Genomic DNA, 16455 nt, shown 5'->3' with positions numbered 1-16455 from the left:
GGCCGGCGGAGGAACTGGCCGCACTCGGCATCCGCCCCCTCCCCGAGCCGGACCCCCAGCGCCCGACCGTCTTCGACGATGACCGAGTGCACCTCACGGCCGGTGACGACCGTGAGGCGGTCGGCGATCGGCTGCGCATAGGCCATCCACGTGTTCACGCGGCGCCCGTCGCGCATCGTGACCTGCTCCTGCGAGATGCCGTCGAGGGTGCCGGCGTTGTAGTCCGGGTTGTGCGGCAGGCCCTCCTGCATGGCGGCCTCGATGATCGACGCCTGGATCGGTGACAGCGGGTAGTCGTCGGTCACGGGGAGCAGGTCGTTCTCGATGGCCTCGTAGACCGGCTCCACGTCGGACCAGCCCCAGCCGGTCGCCCCGTCGCGCTCCCATCCGTCGTAGTCGGATGCCGCGCCCCGCACCCAGATCATCGCGTTCAGCGCGTGCGATCCGCCCGTCACCTTGCCCCGAGGCAGATGCAGTCGGCGGCCGGCCGCGTGCTCCTGCGGAACCGTGTAGAAGTCCCAGTCCTCGGCGGAGTGCCACAGCTCCCCCGCACGGGACGGGTCGTGGATCGCGGGGTTGGTGTCGTAGCCGCCCGCCTCGATCAGGGTCACGGCGACGCCCGCATCGGCCAGCCGTCGCGCGACGATGGCGCCCGATGTGCCGGCGCCGACGACGATCGCGGTCCGCACGCCTCAGCCCTTCCGTCCGGGGCCGGAGACGACCTGCGTCACCGCGACCGACTTGAGTCCCTCGACGCCGAACTCGAGGCCGTAGCCCGAGCTCTTCACCCCGCCGAACGGCACCATCGGGTGCAGCCCGCCGTGCGAGTTGATCCACACCGTGCCGGACTGCATGCGCGTCGCCGCCTCGCGGGCGGCATCAGGGTCGCTCGACCACACGGACGCGCCGAGGCCCACGTCGACCGCGTTCGCCCAGGCGAACGCCTCGTCGACATCGGAGTAGCGGATGATCGGCAGGGCCGGTCCGAACTGCTCCTCCTGCACGAGGGCGGCGTCGTTCGAGATGTCGGCGATGATGGTCGGCCGGTAGAACAGCTCGCCCAGCTCCGGGGCGGCCTCGCCGCCCGTGACGACCCGCGCCCCCGACGCCTTCGCGTCGTCGACGAGCCGCGAGACGATGTCGAACTGCGCTCTGTTCTGCAGCGGTCCGAGGACGTTGTCCTCGTCGAGGCCGTTGCCCATCGGGACCGACGCCGCGATCTCGCCCAGCGCGTTCACGACGTCGTCGTACACCGAGTCGTGCACGTACAGGCGCTTCATCGCCGCACAGGTCTGGCCGGTGTTGATGAATGCTCCCCAGAAGAGGTCCTGCGCGATGGCCGCGGCATCCGTGCCCGGCAGCACGATGCCGGCGTCGTTGCCGCCCAGCTCCAGCGTGAGGCGGGCGAGGTTGCCGGCCGAGCTCTCGATGATGCGGCGCCCCGTGGCCGTCGAGCCCGTGAACATGATCTTGGCGACGTCGGGATGCGAGGCGAGACGGGAGCCGACCTCGCGGTCGCCGGAGACGCCGATGAGGACGTCGGCCGGAAGGACCTCGTTCATGACCGAGAGCATCGCGAGCACGCTCAGCGGCGTGTACTCGCTGGGCTTCGCGACGACCGTGTTGCCCATGCGCAGCGACGGCCCGATCTGCCAGATCGTGATCATGAGCGGCCAGTTCCACGGACCGATCGCCCCGACCACCCCGGCCGCCTTGTACACGAGCTCCGCGTGCAGGTTCTCGTCGTCGACCAGCACCTGCGACTCCAGCACCGTGGCGGCGTTCGTGCGCAGCCACGCCGAGCACGCTCCGAGCTCGAACCGGGCGTTCGGTCCGTTCAGCGGCTTGCCCTGCTCGCGCGAGAGGATGTAGGCGAGAGCCTCCGCGTTCGCGTCGATCGCGTCGGCCGCAGCGAGCAGCAGCTCGATCCGCTTCTCGTGGCCGAGCGCCTCCCAGGCGGGCTGTGCCGCCCTGGCACGTTCGATCGCGCCGTCGAGGACGTCGATCGAGTCGACGGGGGCCCGTCCGATGATCTCGCGCGTCGCGGCGTCCGGGATCTCTCGTCCTGCGCCCTCCGGCGCCTGGATGCGGTCGAGCAGCGCGGCGGCTGCGGATGCGGCGGATTCGGACATCAGGACTCTCCTTCGAGCGGGGGCTTCGACCGGTGGACGGCCCCGGTCCCCTTCATTGTCGGATGCCGCGGCCCGCCGGACTTGTCGCGGAGCGCGCCGGTGATGTCCGAGTGCGAAGGGATCGCGGGAACCCTCCCGTGACCCTCAGGCCCTGGTGAAGTCCTCGAAGATCAGCGTGGTCCGCGTCGAGCGGATCGACGGGATCGCCTGGATGTCCTCCAGCACGATGCGGCGGAGGTCTCGCGCATCACTCGCGCGCACCAGGAGGATGACGTCGAAGTCCCCGCCGACCAGCGCCATGTGCTCGATCTCGGGGATCGCGCGCAGCCGTGCGCTCACGTCCTGCCAGGTGGCCTGCTCGATCGCGAGCATGACGTAGGCGCTGGCGTGGTGACCGAGCAGCACGGGGTCGGTCCGCACGGCGTATCCCGTGATGACGCCGGCCTCGGTGAGCCTCTTGATGCGGGCGTGGGCGCCGGCGCGGGAGATGTGCACGGCATCCGCGATCGCCGTCATCGAGGCGCGGGCGTCCTGACGCAGCTCTCGGAGGATCGCGTGATCGGTGTCGTCGAGCGTGATCATGGCACCCCTTCGTTCTGTCGATGAATTCTGACACTTCGATGCCTGAATCAACAATCATCATCCATTCGTCCAGGATTCGCGGATAGATCTTGGACGAGTGCGCGGAGCGACGCATGCTGGACCCATCGAGTTCGGCAAGGAGGGCGGACGGATGCAGGACACGGACATGCTCCCGCGTGAAGAAGCGGTGCAGCTGATCGACCAGGACGGCGCTGTCGTCGCCGACGACCACTACGCGCTGCCGGACACCGCCAGCCTGCTGCGCGCGTACCGCGGTCTCGTCGAGGGCCGCCGGATCAACGACCAGGCCAGCGCCCTCGTCCGGCAGGGGCGACTCGCGGTGTACCCGTCGTCGCACGGGCAGGAGGCCTGCCAGATCGGGGTCGCGCTCGCCCTCGCCGAGACGGACTGGCTGTTCCCGACCTACCGCGACTCCGTCGCCGTGATCGCGCGCGGTGTCAGCGCCGCCGACGCCCTGGTGCTGCTCAAGGGCGACTGGCACTCCGGCTACGACGTGAAGACCCATCGGGTCGCCCCGCAGGCGACCCCGCTCGCCACGCAGCTCCTGCACGCCGTCGGCTTCGCCTATGCGGCGAAGCAGCGGGGCGAGGACACGGTCGTCGTCGCACTCTGCGGCGACGGCGCCACGAGCGAGGGCGACTTCCACGAGGCGATGAACTTCGCCGCGGTCTTCCATGTGCCCGTCGTGTTCTTCGTCCAGAACAACGGGTTCGCGATCTCGGTGCCGCTCTCGCGCCAGACCGCCGCCCCCTCCCTCGCGCACAAGGCCATCGGCTACGGCATGCCGGGGCAGCGCGTCGACGGCAACGACGTCGCCGCGGTCCTCGCGGTGCTCGGAGAGGCCGTGGAACGGGCACGCACCGGCGGAGGGCCGGCTCTCATCGAGGCCCACACGTATCGGATGCAGGCGCACACCAACGCCGACGACGACACCCGCTACCGCGAGCGCGCCGAGGTGCAGGCCTGGGTGGCCAGGGATCCGCTCACGCGCCTCCGCGCGCACCTGACGGCCTCCGGCGTCCTCGACGAGGCGCTCGACGCCGAATACGCGGCCGGGGCCGAGACGATCGCCCAGGCGATGCGCGACGCGCTGAACGCGGATGCCGAGCTCGACCCCGAAGACCTCTTCCGCTTCGTGACCGCGGCCCGCTCGCCGCAGCTCGAGGAGCAGTGGCAGCTGCTCCGCGGAGAGATCGATCGGACCCCCGCCGAGACCTCAGGAGGCGCACGATGACCATCGCCGAGCACGACGTCCGGACAGAGGCGTCGACACCCGCCGTGGCCACGATGAGCATGGCGGCCGCACTCAACCTCGCCCTCGCCGATGCGATCCAGGCGGATCCGGAGGTCGTCGTCTTCGGGGAGGACGTCGGCGCCCTCGGAGGCGTGTTCCGCATCACCGACGGCCTCACGGCCCGGTTCGGCGAGGACCGATGCTTCGACACACCGCTCGCGGAGTCGGGCATCGTCGGCACGGCGGTCGGCATGGCGATGAACGGCATGCGCCCCGTGGTCGAGCTGCAGTTCGACGCCTTCGCGCTTCCTGCGTTCGAGCAGGTCGTCAGCCACGTCGCCAAGCTCGGCAACCGCACGCGGGGCGGGGTGCGGATGCCGTTGGTCATCCGCATCCCGTTCGGCGGCGGCATCGGCGGGGTCGAGCACCACTGCGACTCGTCGGAGGCGTACTACGCGCACACCCCCGGCCTCACGGTCGTCAGCCCATCGACTCCGCAGGACGCGTACTCGCTGCTGCGCGCCGCGATCGCCTCCCCCGATCCCGTGATCTTCCTCGAGCCGAAGAAGCTCTACTGGGCCAAGGGCGAGGTCGACACCTCGGTCACCGCCGAGATCGGCACCGCACGCGTCGCCCGCGAGGGCACGGATGTGACCCTGCTCGCCTACGGGTCCTCGGTGCCGCTGGCTCTGGAGGTCGCCGAGGTCGCCGCCGCCGAGGGGCGCAGCGTGCAGGTCGTCGACGTGCGCTCGCTGTCGCCCTTCGACGACGAGACGGTCACCGCCGCCGTGCGTTCGACGGGCCGCGCGGTCGTGATCGCCGAGGCTCCGGGCTATGTGAGCGTCGCGTCGGAGATCCAGGCGCGGGTGTTCGAGCGCTGCTTCGAGTATCTGGAGGCCCCCGTGCGCAGGGTCACCGGTTTCGACACCCCGTACGCGCCGCCCAAGCTGGAGCACTGGTACCTGCCCGACGTCGACCGCGTGCTCGACGCGATCGACTCGCTGCACTGGGAGGACGAGAAGTGAGCGCCCTCACCGCGCGCGTCTTCCGCCTCCCCGATCTCGGCGAGGGGCTCACCGAGGCCGGTCTCGTGCAGTGGCTCGTGGCCGTGGGCGACACGATCACGACGGATCAGCCCATCGCGGAGGTCGAGACGGCGAAGAGCGTCGTCGAGCTGCCGTCCCCGTTCGCCGGCGTGGTCATCGCGCTGCACGGCTCCCCCGGCGACACGATCGATGTCGGAGCACCCGTGCTCGAGGTCGCGGATGCCGCGGCATCCGACGTCCACGAGGCCTACCGCACCGAGGAGCGCGCAGGCTCGGGCAACGTCCTCATCGGCTACGGCACCTCGGAGCGCGAGGTCAAGGGGCGGCGCCGGCGCCCCGCCGCGCGTCCGGGTGCTCCGACCGTGACTCCGGATCTCTCGTCTGCCGCTCCGGACACCCCGATCACGACTCCTGAAATCGGAGACCCGCGCATTTCTCGGACGATTCCGCCGACGGCATCCGAGAATCGTACGATCATCCGAAATTCGGATGCAGAGGCGGCCGCCCGTCGACCGGTCGCCGTGCGCTCACCCCTCGTCCGCCGGCTCGCGCGAGACCTCGGCCTCGACGTGCGCCTCATCGCGCCGACCGGGGCGGACGGAGCGATCACCAGGGCCGACGTGCTCCGCGCGGCCGTCGATCACGCCGTGGACGGCGTGACGGCCGCGGCATCCGCTCCCGTGGAGGGCGGTCCGGCGGCGTCCGCTCTCGAGAGCGACGCACGGATCGACGGCCTGGCCGTGCGGTCCCGCACCCGCATGTCGCCCCTGCGCAAGGCCGCGAATGCGACGCTGAGCCGCAGCAGGGCCGAGATCCCCGAGGCGACCGTGTGGGTCGACGTCGACGCCACCGCGCTCTGGAACGCCCGCGCCGAGATGGCGCCGGAGGGCGGACGTGCGCCCTCGATCACCGCGCTGATCGCCCGCTTCGTGCTGATCGCGCTGGAGGACCATCCGCTGCTCGCCTCGCGTCTCTCCCCCGACGCGTCGGAGGTCATCGAGTTCGAGGGAGTGAACCTCGGCATCGCCGCCGACACTCCCCGTGGCCTCATGGTCCCCGTCATCCCGCACGCCGATGCCCTCAGCGCCGCCGACCTCGACGCCGCTCTCCGCGAGCTCGCCGGCACCGCGCGCGGCGGAACGATGCCGCCGGAGCGCCTGCGGGGCTCGACCTTCACCCTGAACAACTACGGCGGCTTCGGCGTCGACGGGTCCGCCGCGATCATCAACCACCCCGACGTGGCGATTCTCGGCCTCGGTCGCATCCTGGAGCGCCCGTGGGTGGTGGAGGGCGAGATCGTCGCCCGACGCATCGCCCAGCTGTCGCTCGTCTTCGACCACCGCGTCTGCGACGGCGGGTACGCCGCCTCGTTCCTGCGACGCGTGGTCGAGCTCATCGAGCATCCCCTCCGCGCCTTCGGGAGGGTGTGACCGGGGGCGCGTGCTGTCGCCAGCGCCCCCGGTGCGCGTCAGTCGCCCAGCTGCGGAAGGGGCGTCATCGTGGCGTCCCTCGCCGTGATGCCGACGATCAGTGCCTCCGGATCCACGGCGTCCCGATCGGTGTGGAACCGGAGCAGCCTCCCGCTGCGGGTGGCGACGTCGTACCAGTCGTCACCCGAGGAGGCGACGGTCACGATCGTCCCTCCGGGGAAGGCCGAGATGGCCTCTGCCACCGGCGAGCCCACGCGAATCTCCCCGGCTGCCGGAAGAGCCTGCCCCTCCTGCAACGGCCGCTCGAGCGAGGCCCTGGTGCCGACGGTCAGCGCCGCGACCTTCGACCCGTCTCCGGACGCCTCGATCAGGATCGAGCCGTCCGCCCCGGGGGCCGTCGCCTTCCACTCTCCACCCGGAAACTCGGGCTCCGCCACGGAACCGTCGGGAAAGACGGACTTCGCAATGTCGAGAGTGTCGCCGAGAAGGATGGGCCCCACGCCGGCGGTCGAGATCTTCCACTCGCTCCAGGGTGCGGAGGCGTCGCCGGTCGGCGCTTCCTCTTCGGTCGGCGGGGTGGCCGTCAGCTTCTCGATGAGCGCGTCACGCGCGTCCTCCGTGCGTGCGTTCATCGCCTCGGCGATGTCCCCGTTGTCGACCTCAGTGCCGTCGGGGAGAGGGGCTTCGAGCACGGTCACGACGTTGCCCGTCGCGGCATAGCCCCGCACCGTGCGCATGGCCGTCCCGCTCCAGTTATCCGTGAGGGTTCCCGCGAGCGCCCTGACCTCGCCGTCGCCTTCGGTGGCCACACCGTCGAAGGTCACGGCCGCCTCCTTCGTGAACGCGCTGCACTGCTCTGCCCCCTGGACGACCTGGTCCATCAGAGACCGGGCATGCTCCTCATCGGCGAACTGCAGAACCTGCAGGACCCCTGGCACGTCCTGCGCTGCACCCGGCATGCTCCACGTGACGACGCGAGCACCGACGGCGTGCAGAGCGTGCTCTGTGTAGAACACCTCGCAGATCCTCGGGTCAGCGCTCGGTCCGCTTCCGTCTGAGACCTGCATGAGCACCGACGAGGATGCCGTCACCCCCGTCGCCCCGGGAAGGATCTCCGCGATCTCCTCGGGTTCCAGCACAAGGAGATCCAGTTCATCGCCGACGAACGCCACCGGTCCGTCATACGGTTCCGGTGTCTCGGGGGCCGTCGACGGCGTCCCCCCGGGTTCGGACGCCGGCGCGCAGGCCGCGAGGCCCAGCAGAACGACTCCGGCCGCGGCGACGACGATCGAGGACCTTCTCCACACACGCAGATGAGACATGAGAACCCTCCAGTTCATTGATCGCACCGTTCTTCGGTGCCCCCTGGTGTCGAGGATAGAGGCGAGGAGAATCTGTGCTCACCTCTGCGTCCATGTCGAGACGGGAATGATATGAATCACATGCCGAGATGAGCATGTGACGACGCCGGCGCCGTCCTACCGCTGTCGCCCCCGACCCGCCGCATCCCGGGTCTGCTGCACGTCCGACGCCGTCGACACGGCCTCGGCCATCCGTCTGCACTGCGATTCGTCGACACCGGCCAGGGACGCCCCGACCCGTCCGAGGGCGCGAGGCGTCATCGACAGGCTGGTCGCTCCGAGTCCGACGAGCACCGGTGCGAGCACAGGGTCTCCCCCCGCTTCACCGCAGACGCCGACGGGCTTGCCTGCCGCCCGCCCCGCGGCGCCGACGGTGCCGATCAGGCGGAGCACCGCGGGCTGCCACGGGTCGTTGAGGTCGCCGAGATCGCTGAGGAGGCGGTCGGCGGCGAGCGTGTACTGGGCGAGGTCGTTCGTGCCGATGCTGACGAAGTCGACGACCTCCAGCATCTCCGCGGCCAGCAGCGCGGCCGACGGCGTCTCGATCATGATGCCGACGCGCGTGAGCCCCGCTGCGCGCGCCCGCTCGGCGAACTCCCGCGCCTCCTCGACCGTGGCCACCATGGGCGCCATGACCTCGACCAGCGCGTCCTCCGAGGCGGCCGCGGCGGCGAGGGCGCGCAGCTGATCGTCGAGCAGAGCCGGCGAACGGCGGGCGATGCGGAGCCCGCGCACACCGAGCGCGGGGTTCTCCTCGTCGTCGGCGTTCGCGAACGGCAGCGGCTTGTCGCTGCCCGCGTCGAGCGTGCGCACCACGACCTTGCGTCCGGGGAACGCCGCGAGGACTCCCCGATAGGCCTCGATCTGCTCCTCGACCGACGGAGCCTCCGTGCGGTCCAGGAAGCAGAACTCGGTGCGGAAGAGACCGACGCCCTCCGCGCCGGCCGCTGCGGCGGCCACGGCATCCGCCGCTCCGCCGACGTTGGCGAGCAGCGGCACCTCGTGGCCGTCCGCCAGCCTGCCCGCGCCGTCGAACGGCACGATGACGGCGGCGGCGACCGCCGCGTCGATCCTGGCGCGTGACGGCTCCACTTCGACGGTGCCTCGGTCCCCGTCGACCAGGACGGTCGCGCCCGAGGCGATCCCCGTCGCCCCCGCGACGCCCACGACGGCCGGCAGTCCGAGGGAGCGCGCGATGATCGCCGTGTGCGAGGTCGGTCCGCCCTGCTCCGTGACCAGGGCGACGCAGCGCCCTCCGTCCAGCGCTGCGGTGTCTGCGGGGGCGAGATCGGTCGCCACGAGCACGAACGGCTCGTCCCGCTGGGGCACCCCCGGCATCTCCACCTCGAGGATCTCGGCGATGATCCGGTCGCGGACGTCGCGGATGTCGGCGGCCCGCTCGGCCATCCGACCGCCGAGAGCGGCCAGCCCCTTCTCGTGCGCTGATGCGGTCTCCCAGACGGCGCGCGCGGCGGTGCGTCCCTTCGTCCGCACGAGCGCGGACGCCTCGGAGACGAGTTCGGGGTCGGAGGCCAGCAGCCGAGAGGCGTCGAGGATGTCGCGAGCCTCGCCCGACGCCTCCGCCGTGCGGCCGCGCAGTTCGTCGGCGACCGCGACCGCTGCCCACTCGATCGACGAGACCTCCGCATCGCGGTCGGCCTCGTCGATCACGATGTCGCTCGCGGGTTCCGGCAGCGGCGGCGCGAGACGCACGACGACCGCAGCGGCGGCCCCCGCGCTCACGCCACGGCCCCGCAGCACCGCGCCGGCCGCGACGGTCGCGGGGGGCGCCTCGACGGGAGCGGAAGCAGGCGCCGCCGCCTCGACGCCCTCGCCGAAACCGTCGTGGAAGAGGGCGGCGAGACGCGTGAGCGCCTCCTCGGCGGCGTCCCCGGACGCCGACAGCTCGATCTCATCGCCCTGACGTGCGCCGAGGATCAGCAGGCGCGACAGGCTGGCCGCGGCCGCCTCCGGCCCATCGGGCAGGAGGCGCAGCCGCACCTCGGCTCCCGTCGAGGCCTTGGCGATGAGCGCGGCGGGGCGTGCGTGGATGCCGAGCGGATTGCGCACCCGCACGGTGCGAGTGATCCGCTCCCCCTGCGCCTCTCCGCGCTCGTCCGCGGGTTCCCGCTCGGGCTCGGCCGTGTGCTCCCCCAGCTGCCCGGTCTTCGCCCCCAGAGCAGCGGAGGCCTCGTCGGCGACGACGTCCAGCGACGCCCCGGCCGCCGCCGACACGACGGCGGCGAGGAGTCCCTCGACGAACGGCGCGGGAACGAGCCGCACGGGAACCTCGCTGGTCCGGAACTCCAGGGCGAGCTCGGCGCTCATCACCGCAGACCCCAGATCCATGAGCACGAGCACGCCGCCGCACTCGGGGGCGAGCTCGTCGATGGCCGCGGCCACCGCGGTCGCGTCTGTTCCGAGGATCGGCCTGCCCTCGGCATCCGTTCCCGCCCCTGCCGCGACGCGCACCTGCACGCCGCCGCCCTGCACCATCTGGAGGGCGAGCTCGAGTGCCGCCTCCCCGAGCCGAGCGCTGTGGGAGACGGCGACGATGCCGATCATCAGGAGGCGGCCGCGATCGCGGCGTCCAGCGTCTCGAACAGCAGAGCGGTCGACGCGGCGCCGGGGTCGAGGTGACCGGCGCTGCGCTCCCCGAGATAGCTGGCGCGACCCTTGCGCGCCACGAGCGGGAGCGTCGCATCCCGACCCGTCGCCGCCGCGACCGCGGCCGCGTGGGCCGCCTCGCTCACGGAGGCGCCGCCCGCGAGGGCCCCGTCGAACGCGTCGACGGCCGGAGACATCGCGTCGAACATGGTCTTGTCCCCCGCTTCGGGCTTGCCCCGGGCGACGATGCCGTCGAGACCTGCGCGCAGAGCGCCGGCGAGCGACGCGCCGTCGAGGGAGTCGACCGCTCCCGCGCTCATCCCCATGCGCAGGAAGAACGTGCCGTAGAGAGGGCCGCTGGCGCCGCCCACCGAGCTGACCAGGGTCATCCCCACCGTCTTGAGCAGCTCATCCGCCGTGGCCGGCGCGCCTCCGCTCAGCTTCTCGACGACGGCGCCCATGCCCCGCGACATGTTCGCTCCGTGGTCGGCGTCGCCGATGGCCGAGTCGAGCTCGGTGAGCCAGTCCTTCTTCTCGGCGACGGCCGCGCTGAATCGCGCGATCCAGTCCTGCAGCGCCGCGACTCCCACGTTCCCCATCAGGCGCCCCACCGCAGACCGGGGGTGACGACCGGCGCATCCCACAGCCGCAGGACCTCGTCGTCGGCCTTGAGCACGGTGACCGAGCATCCGGCCATGTCGAGCGAGGTGATGTAGTTGCCGACGAGGTTGCGCACGATCTGCACGCCGGCCTTCTCCAGCAGAGCAGCCACCTCGGCGTACATCAGGTACAGCTCGATCTGCGGGGTGGCGCCCATGCCGTTGAGCATCACGATCACGGGTCCCGTGAAGTCGAGGTCGGCGAGGATCGGCTCCACCAGCTGCCGGGCGATGTCGGATGCCGGGGCGAGGGGCTCGCGGTGGCGACCGGGTTCGCCGTGGATGCCGATGCCGATCTCCATCTGGTCCTCGGGGAGATCGAAGGTCGGCTTGCCGGCGGCCGGCACCGTGCAGCTCGTGAGCGCCATGCCCATCGACCGGCCCTGGGCGTTGACGCGCTGGGCGAGTGCGACGACGGAGGCGAGGTCCTGCCCCTCCTCCGCGGCGGCGCCGACGATCTTCTCGAGCAGCACGGTGAGTCCGACGCCGCGTCGACCGGCGGTGTACAGCGAGTCCTGCACGGCGACGTCGTCGTCGACGACGACCGTGCCGACCTCGATGCCCTCCATCTCGGCGAGCTCGGCGGCCATCTCGAAGTTCAGCACGTCTCCGGTGTAGTTCTTGACGATGTGCAGCACCCCGGCGCCGCGGTCGACGGCCTTCGTGGCGGCCTGCACCCGGTCGGGGGTCGGCGAGGTGAAGACCTCACCGGCCACGGCGGCATCGAGCATCCCGATGCCGACGAATCCGCCGTGCAGCGGCTCGTGTCCTGAGCCTCCACCGGACACCACGGCGACCTTGCCCTGCGCCTTGGGCGTCGCGCGCGTGATGACGCTGGTGTCGAGGTCCACCGACAGCTCGGGGTGCGCCGCGGCGACTCCCCTGAGCGACTCGATGAGCACGTCCGCAGGGTTGTTGATGAGCTTCTTCATCGTCCGATCTCCCTTGATCACTGCCTGGCTGAAAGTCGTCGAAATCCGAAAGGAATTCGTTAATGTCGAATATGCTCGGAGTCGGACGGGATGTCAAGACCCCGTCGAGTCGCCGATTCGAGGAAGAATCGTCTGAGAGGGAGGGCCGCATGATCCAGGCCATCGACCGCGCCGCGAAGGTGCTCGAGCTGCTGCAGGGCGCCCGGCATCTGGGCATCACCGACCTCGCCCTCGCGCTGGACCTCCCCCCGTCGACCGTGCACGGCATCGTCAAGTCGCTCAGGGAGCACGGCCTCGTCGCCAAAGAGCGCGGCGGGCAGCGCTACATGCTCGGCCCCACGCTGCTGCGGCTGAGCAACGTCTACCTCGACACCCTCGACGTCCGCGCCCGCGCGATGCGCTGGACGCAGGATCTCGCCCGCCGCACCGGCCTGTCCGTGCGGCTCGGCGCTCCGCACTTCACCGACGTGCTGGTGATCCACCACAACCTGCGCCCGGACGACAGCCAGCAGATGCTCGAGACCGGGGTCGCGATCCCGGCGCACGCGTCTGCGATGGGCAAGGTGCTGCTCGCCTACGATCAGGGGTTCCAGCGGAACGTGTTCGCGCAGCCGCTGCGCAGTCTGACCGGCGACACGGTGACCGACGTCGCGAGGCTCACCCTCGAGCTGCCGGCGATCGTCGAACGGGGAAGCGCCTCTGAGACCGACGAGGCCGTGCTCGGCGAGACGTCGATCGCGGCGCCCGTGGCCGACGCGCGGGGCGACATCGTCGCGGCGCTCGCGGTCGTGATGCCGACCGCGCAGGCCCCGGCATCCGACGCGGTGCTCGCGGCCCTGCGGGAGACGGCCCGCAACATCTCCCGCGAGCTCGGCTCGACGACGTGGCCCCCGCGAGTCGCGCCGGCCGAGGACTGAACAGTCCGGGCCTCGATGCGCACCTCCTCCGCGGAGGCGATCGCCCACCACCCCGCACGAAGTGTCGAGACGGCCGCTGACGCTCCATGCCCGGGTGGACGCGCGCGGCGCATCCACCCGGGCACTCGACGTGTCCCGCGGGCTCGGGTTCTCCCGTGGCTACTCCGCGAGCAGGAAGCCCGCCGCCCGCTCGCCGATCATGATCGAGGGCGCGTTGGTGTTGGCGCTCGGCACGAAGGGCATGACCGAGGCATCGGCCACGCGGAGTCCCGCCACTCCGCGAACCCGCAGCTGCGGGTCGACGACGGCGAGCTCGTCGCTCCCCATCCGGCAGGTGCCTGCCTGGTGGTGATAGGTGCCGACCGTGCGGCGGGCGAAGTCGCGCAGCTGATCACGGGTGGTCACGTCGTCGCCGGGGGCGAACTCCGCAGCGCGGAACGGCGCGAACGCGTCCTGGGCGCCGACCCGGCGCACGAGCTCGATCGCATCGACCATCGCCTCCAGATCACGGTCGTCGGCGAAGACGTTCGGGTCGACGAGGGGAGCATCGGATGCCGCCGCAGAAGCCAGGCGCAGCGTGCCGCGCGAGTACGGGCGGACGATGCCCGCGACGATCGTGTACCCCTGCTCCGGCACGGCTCCGCCGTCGGTCGGATACGGCACGTGGATGAACAGCGGCTGCAGATCGGGGGCCGCATCATCGGCCGCGACGGAGGATCGGGCGTAGAACTGGCTCTCCAGGATGTTCCACTGCGGCGGGGCGACCGGGTCCTTCGCCTCGTACAGCACGCTCACCAGGAGGTGGTCGTGCAGGTTCTCGCCGACACCGGGCAGATCGGCCACGACATCGATGCCGAGGGCGCTCAGGTCATCCTTCGGGCCCACGCCCGAGCGCAGCAGCACCGCGGGTGAGCCGATCGCCCCGCCGGACAGCACGACCTCGCGCGTTGCCCGCGCCACTCGCGTCACGCCGTCGACCGAGTACTCGACGCCGACGGCCCTGCCGTCTTCGATCACGACCCGGTCGACGAGCGCATCCGTGGTCACGGCGAGCCGTGCGTCGCCGAGGATGGGGGCGACGAACGACTGCCAGGCCGACGCGCGTCTGCCGTCCTTCGTCGTCGTGTGGTTGAAGCCCGCGCCGTCGAGCGTCTCGCGGTTGAAGTCGTCGGTCGCGGGGATGCCTTCGGCCACCGCCGCATCCACGAACGCCGAGGCCAGGGGGTGCCGCTTGTCCACGGGCACCCGTTCGACGTGCAGCGGTCCGCCTGCGCCGTGGAACTCGTCGGCGCCGTCGGCGTGGTCCTCGGACGCGGTGAAGAAGGGGAAGACCTCGTCCCACGACCAGCCGGCCGCGCCCCGCTCAGCCCAGCCGTCGTAGTCGCTGCGGTCGCCGCGCATGTAGATCATGCCGTTCAGCGAGCTGGAGCCGCCGAGCGTCCTGCCGCGCGGCCAGTAGAGGACCCGCCCGCCCAGATGCTCCTGCGGAGTGGTCATGACCGCCCAGTCGCTGGGCGACATCAGCAGGCCCGGCCAGCCCTGCGGTGAGTGGATGTTCGGGTCGCTGTCCACCGGCCCCGCCTCCAGCACGTGGACGGTGCGCCCCGCGTCGACCAGGCGGCGCGCGATGGCGCTGCCCGCCGATCCCGCGCCGACCACGATGTAGTCGGCGACTTCTGTGAGCTCGGTCATCGCTCGTTCCTCTCTGAACGCCGGGCGGTCTTCGCCCGCTGTCAGATCAGAATCGCCCGGATGCGGCGGAACCGACCGGCCACCGGCGAACACCGATGTGCCGGACGCGCACGATCGCCGGGGTCAGTGCTGCAGCGCCTCGGCGCGGTACTCGCTCGGCGTGACGCCGAACCGCGTGCGGAACGCCCGGGAGAAGGCCGTGGCGTCGGTGAAGCCCCATCGCGCTCCGATCGACGCGATCTGCTGCCCGACCTGGGTCGGATTGCTCAGGTCTCTACGGGTGGCGTCGAGGCGGCGATGCCGGATCCACGAGCTCACGGTGTCGTTCCTGCCCTCGAACAGCTTCTGCAGATACCGCACCGAGACGTGGTGGGCGGCGGCGATCTGAGCGACCGTCAGCTCGGCGTCGCCGAGATGCGCGGCGATGTACATCTCGATCCTGGTCAGGAGCGCCCTCCGGTCGGCATCCCCTCCGCTGTCCAGCACGAGCTCCAGTCGTTCCCCGAGGGCAGCGGTCAGCATGTCGAGCACGGCGTCGGACAGCGGCATCCGGTTGCGGAGCGTGCCGTCTTCGAGGGCGCTGTCGAACGCGCGCAGCAGCGAGGAGGCGATCGCGCTCACGCCCTCGTGTCCGGAGAACCGCGAGGCCGTCAGCGCTCTCAGGCGCGCCCGATCGATGCGGAGGGTCTCGAGCGGGAACATCACGACCAGCATGCGGAACGAGTCGTCGAAGTCGACGGAGTAGGGGCGCGTCGTGTCGTAGACGGCGAAGTCCCCCGGCAGCAGGATGGCATCGCGTCCGTCCTGGCTGATCACGCTCCGGCCCTGCAGCTGCACGCCGAGCTTGATGTGGCCGGGGTCGTCACGGGCGATCTCGCTCCTGGTGCGGCTCACGCGAACGGGCGATCCCGACACGCTGCTCACCGACAACGGCCCGAGCTCCTGCGCCACGAGCTTGCCCGCGAAGCCCGCCCTGGTCGCAGGATCCGCAGACCAGGCCCGGAGGGGCACGAAGCTGCGATTCACGGCATCCGTCCACATGTCGAAGCGCTCAGCGGAGGCCACGTCGCCGCAGTCGAGCACGACCCTGCCCGGGTTCTCCTCGCGTTCGCGATCGCCCATCCATCACTCCTCGCCTCGTCGCGTGACGGACAGCATACGCGCAGTTCGTCGGCGCGCGCCGCGCGAGGTCGACCCGAGGTCAGCGCGACTGGAGCCCGTCCAGACTCACGCGCAGGATGTCCTCGCCGAGCTCTTCGGGGTCTACGGGGCCGCCTGGTCGGTACCACTCGACGACCGAGTTGATCATGCCGAAGATGAGCCTGGTCGCGACCGCCGCATCGACGTCATCGCGGATCAGCCCCTCGCGCTGCGCCTCGGCGACGATCGCCGTGACCCGCTGGTCGAAGTCGCGCCGGCGCCGCAGCGCCGTCGTCTCGACCTCGCTGTTGCCCCGCACCCGCAGCAGCAGGGTCACGGAGGGGAGCTTCTCGGTGAGCACGCGAACGGCTCCTCGGACGATCGAGCGCAGACGGTCGGCGGCGAGCGGATGCTGCGCCACGGCGTCGTCCACGACCTGCTCCAGTCCGTCGAGCGCGTCGTTCAGCGCGAGTTCGAGGATCGCGGACTTGGAGTCGAAGTGGTGGTAGAGCGCCGACTTCGTCAGCCCGAGCGCGGCGGTGAGGTCGGCGACGCTGGTCGCGTCGTAGCCGTGGTCGTTGAACACCTTCACCGCGACGGCGAGCACCTGCTCGCGGTCGTAGCCCGGCCTGCCCCGCTTCGGCGTCGGATCTGCGGGATCGGTGCGGGGCATGCGACCAGTCTGTCATCTCGGAGTTGCCA

At 71.2% G+C, this 16455-nt stretch carries 14 protein-coding genes; 4 read left to right on the top strand and 10 right to left on the bottom strand.

Annotation, left to right across the window (positions count from 1 at the left end; translation table 11 throughout):
• The 3 genes from CQ047_RS15485 to CQ047_RS15475 form a co-directional block, all read right to left on the bottom strand.
• Nucleotides 1-689, bottom strand: a 689-nt coding sequence (locus CQ047_RS15485) for a GMC family oxidoreductase (RefSeq protein ID WP_146114361.1), incomplete at its 3' end; no start/stop codon positions are given.
• Between the two features lie 3 nt (nucleotides 690-692).
• The gene (locus CQ047_RS15480; RefSeq protein ID WP_181155968.1) at nucleotides 693-2132 is read right to left on the bottom strand and encodes an aldehyde dehydrogenase family protein; all 1440 of its coding nucleotides are present in this window, start codon (nucleotides 2130-2132) and stop codon (nucleotides 693-695) included.
• A 144-nt stretch (nucleotides 2133-2276) separates the two neighbouring features.
• Complete coding sequence (locus tag CQ047_RS15475; RefSeq protein WP_105676682.1) at nucleotides 2277-2714, bottom strand: Lrp/AsnC family transcriptional regulator; 438 nt, start codon at nucleotides 2712-2714, stop codon at nucleotides 2277-2279.
• A gap of 151 nt (nucleotides 2715-2865) precedes the next feature.
• Here CQ047_RS15475 and pdhA point away from each other — a divergent pair, with 151 nt between their 5' ends.
• From pdhA to CQ047_RS15460, 3 genes are read left to right on the top strand one after another with little or no spacing between them, the layout of a single operon-like run.
• On the top strand, nucleotides 2866-3969 hold the full coding sequence (pdhA, locus tag CQ047_RS15470) for a pyruvate dehydrogenase (acetyl-transferring) E1 component subunit alpha (protein WP_105676691.1): 1104 nt from the start codon (nucleotides 2866-2868) through the stop codon (nucleotides 3967-3969).
• Nucleotides 3966-4994, top strand: coding sequence for an alpha-ketoacid dehydrogenase subunit beta (locus tag CQ047_RS15465; protein WP_105676681.1), 1029 nt, complete (start codon nucleotides 3966-3968; stop codon nucleotides 4992-4994). The genes pdhA and CQ047_RS15465 overlap by 4 nt, the downstream gene beginning before the upstream one ends.
• Complete coding sequence (locus CQ047_RS15460; RefSeq protein ID WP_258132711.1) at nucleotides 4991-6445, top strand: dihydrolipoamide acetyltransferase family protein; 1455 nt, start codon at nucleotides 4991-4993, stop codon at nucleotides 6443-6445. The genes CQ047_RS15465 and CQ047_RS15460 overlap by 4 nt, the downstream gene beginning before the upstream one ends.
• A gap of 38 nt (nucleotides 6446-6483) precedes the next feature.
• Here the strand turns inward: CQ047_RS15460 and CQ047_RS15455 are convergent, their stop codons facing one another.
• From CQ047_RS15455 to dhaK, 4 genes are all read right to left on the bottom strand, one after another.
• Nucleotides 6484-7767: a sensor domain-containing protein gene (locus tag CQ047_RS15455; protein WP_181155967.1), complete on the bottom strand. Its 1284-nt coding sequence runs from the start codon at nucleotides 7765-7767 to the stop codon at nucleotides 6484-6486.
• Between the two features lie 156 nt (nucleotides 7768-7923).
• Nucleotides 7924-10371, bottom strand: a complete 2448-nt coding sequence (ptsP, locus tag CQ047_RS15450; protein WP_105676678.1) for a phosphoenolpyruvate--protein phosphotransferase — start codon at nucleotides 10369-10371, stop codon at nucleotides 7924-7926.
• Entirely contained in the window at nucleotides 10371-11012 is a 642-nt protein-coding gene (gene dhaL / locus CQ047_RS15445) for a dihydroxyacetone kinase subunit DhaL (RefSeq protein WP_105676688.1), read from the bottom strand. Before dhaL ends, ptsP begins: the two co-directional genes overlap by 1 nt.
• Nucleotides 11012-12004: a dihydroxyacetone kinase subunit DhaK gene (gene dhaK, locus CQ047_RS15440; protein WP_105676686.1), complete on the bottom strand. Its 993-nt coding sequence runs from the start codon at nucleotides 12002-12004 to the stop codon at nucleotides 11012-11014. The genes dhaL and dhaK overlap by 1 nt, the downstream gene beginning before the upstream one ends.
• A 149-nt stretch (nucleotides 12005-12153) precedes the next feature.
• Between dhaK and CQ047_RS15435 the strand changes: the two genes are divergently transcribed.
• Nucleotides 12154-12921 carry an IclR family transcriptional regulator gene (locus CQ047_RS15435; protein ID WP_105676684.1) on the top strand — a complete coding sequence of 256 codons (768 nt, stop codon included), beginning with the start codon at nucleotides 12154-12156 and terminating at the stop codon, nucleotides 12919-12921.
• 159 nt (nucleotides 12922-13080) lie between these two features.
• On the opposite strand, the gene CQ047_RS15430 is transcribed toward CQ047_RS15435, so the two are convergent.
• The 3 genes from CQ047_RS15430 to CQ047_RS15420 all read right to left on the bottom strand — a co-directional run bounded on the left by CQ047_RS15430 (nucleotide 13081) and on the right by CQ047_RS15420 (nucleotide 16426).
• The gene (locus CQ047_RS15430) at nucleotides 13081-14613 is read right to left on the bottom strand and encodes a GMC family oxidoreductase (protein WP_105676677.1); all 1533 of its coding nucleotides are present in this window, start codon (nucleotides 14611-14613) and stop codon (nucleotides 13081-13083) included.
• Between the two features lie 123 nt (nucleotides 14614-14736).
• Nucleotides 14737-15735, bottom strand: coding sequence for a helix-turn-helix domain-containing protein (locus tag CQ047_RS15425; RefSeq protein ID WP_105676676.1), 999 nt, complete (start codon nucleotides 15733-15735; stop codon nucleotides 14737-14739).
• Between the two features lie 79 nt (nucleotides 15736-15814).
• Nucleotides 15815-16426, bottom strand: coding sequence for a TetR/AcrR family transcriptional regulator (locus CQ047_RS15420; RefSeq protein ID WP_105676674.1), 612 nt, complete (start codon nucleotides 16424-16426; stop codon nucleotides 15815-15817).
• Nucleotides 16427-16455: the final 29 nt, after the last annotated feature.

This window comes from Microbacterium sp. MYb72 (genome assembly GCF_002979415.1).
Classification (GTDB): Bacteria; Actinomycetota; Actinomycetes; order Actinomycetales; family Microbacteriaceae; genus Microbacterium; species Microbacterium natoriense.
The sequence above is the reverse complement of the archived record's forward strand: the minus strand, read 5'-3'. Positions and strand labels throughout refer to the sequence as shown.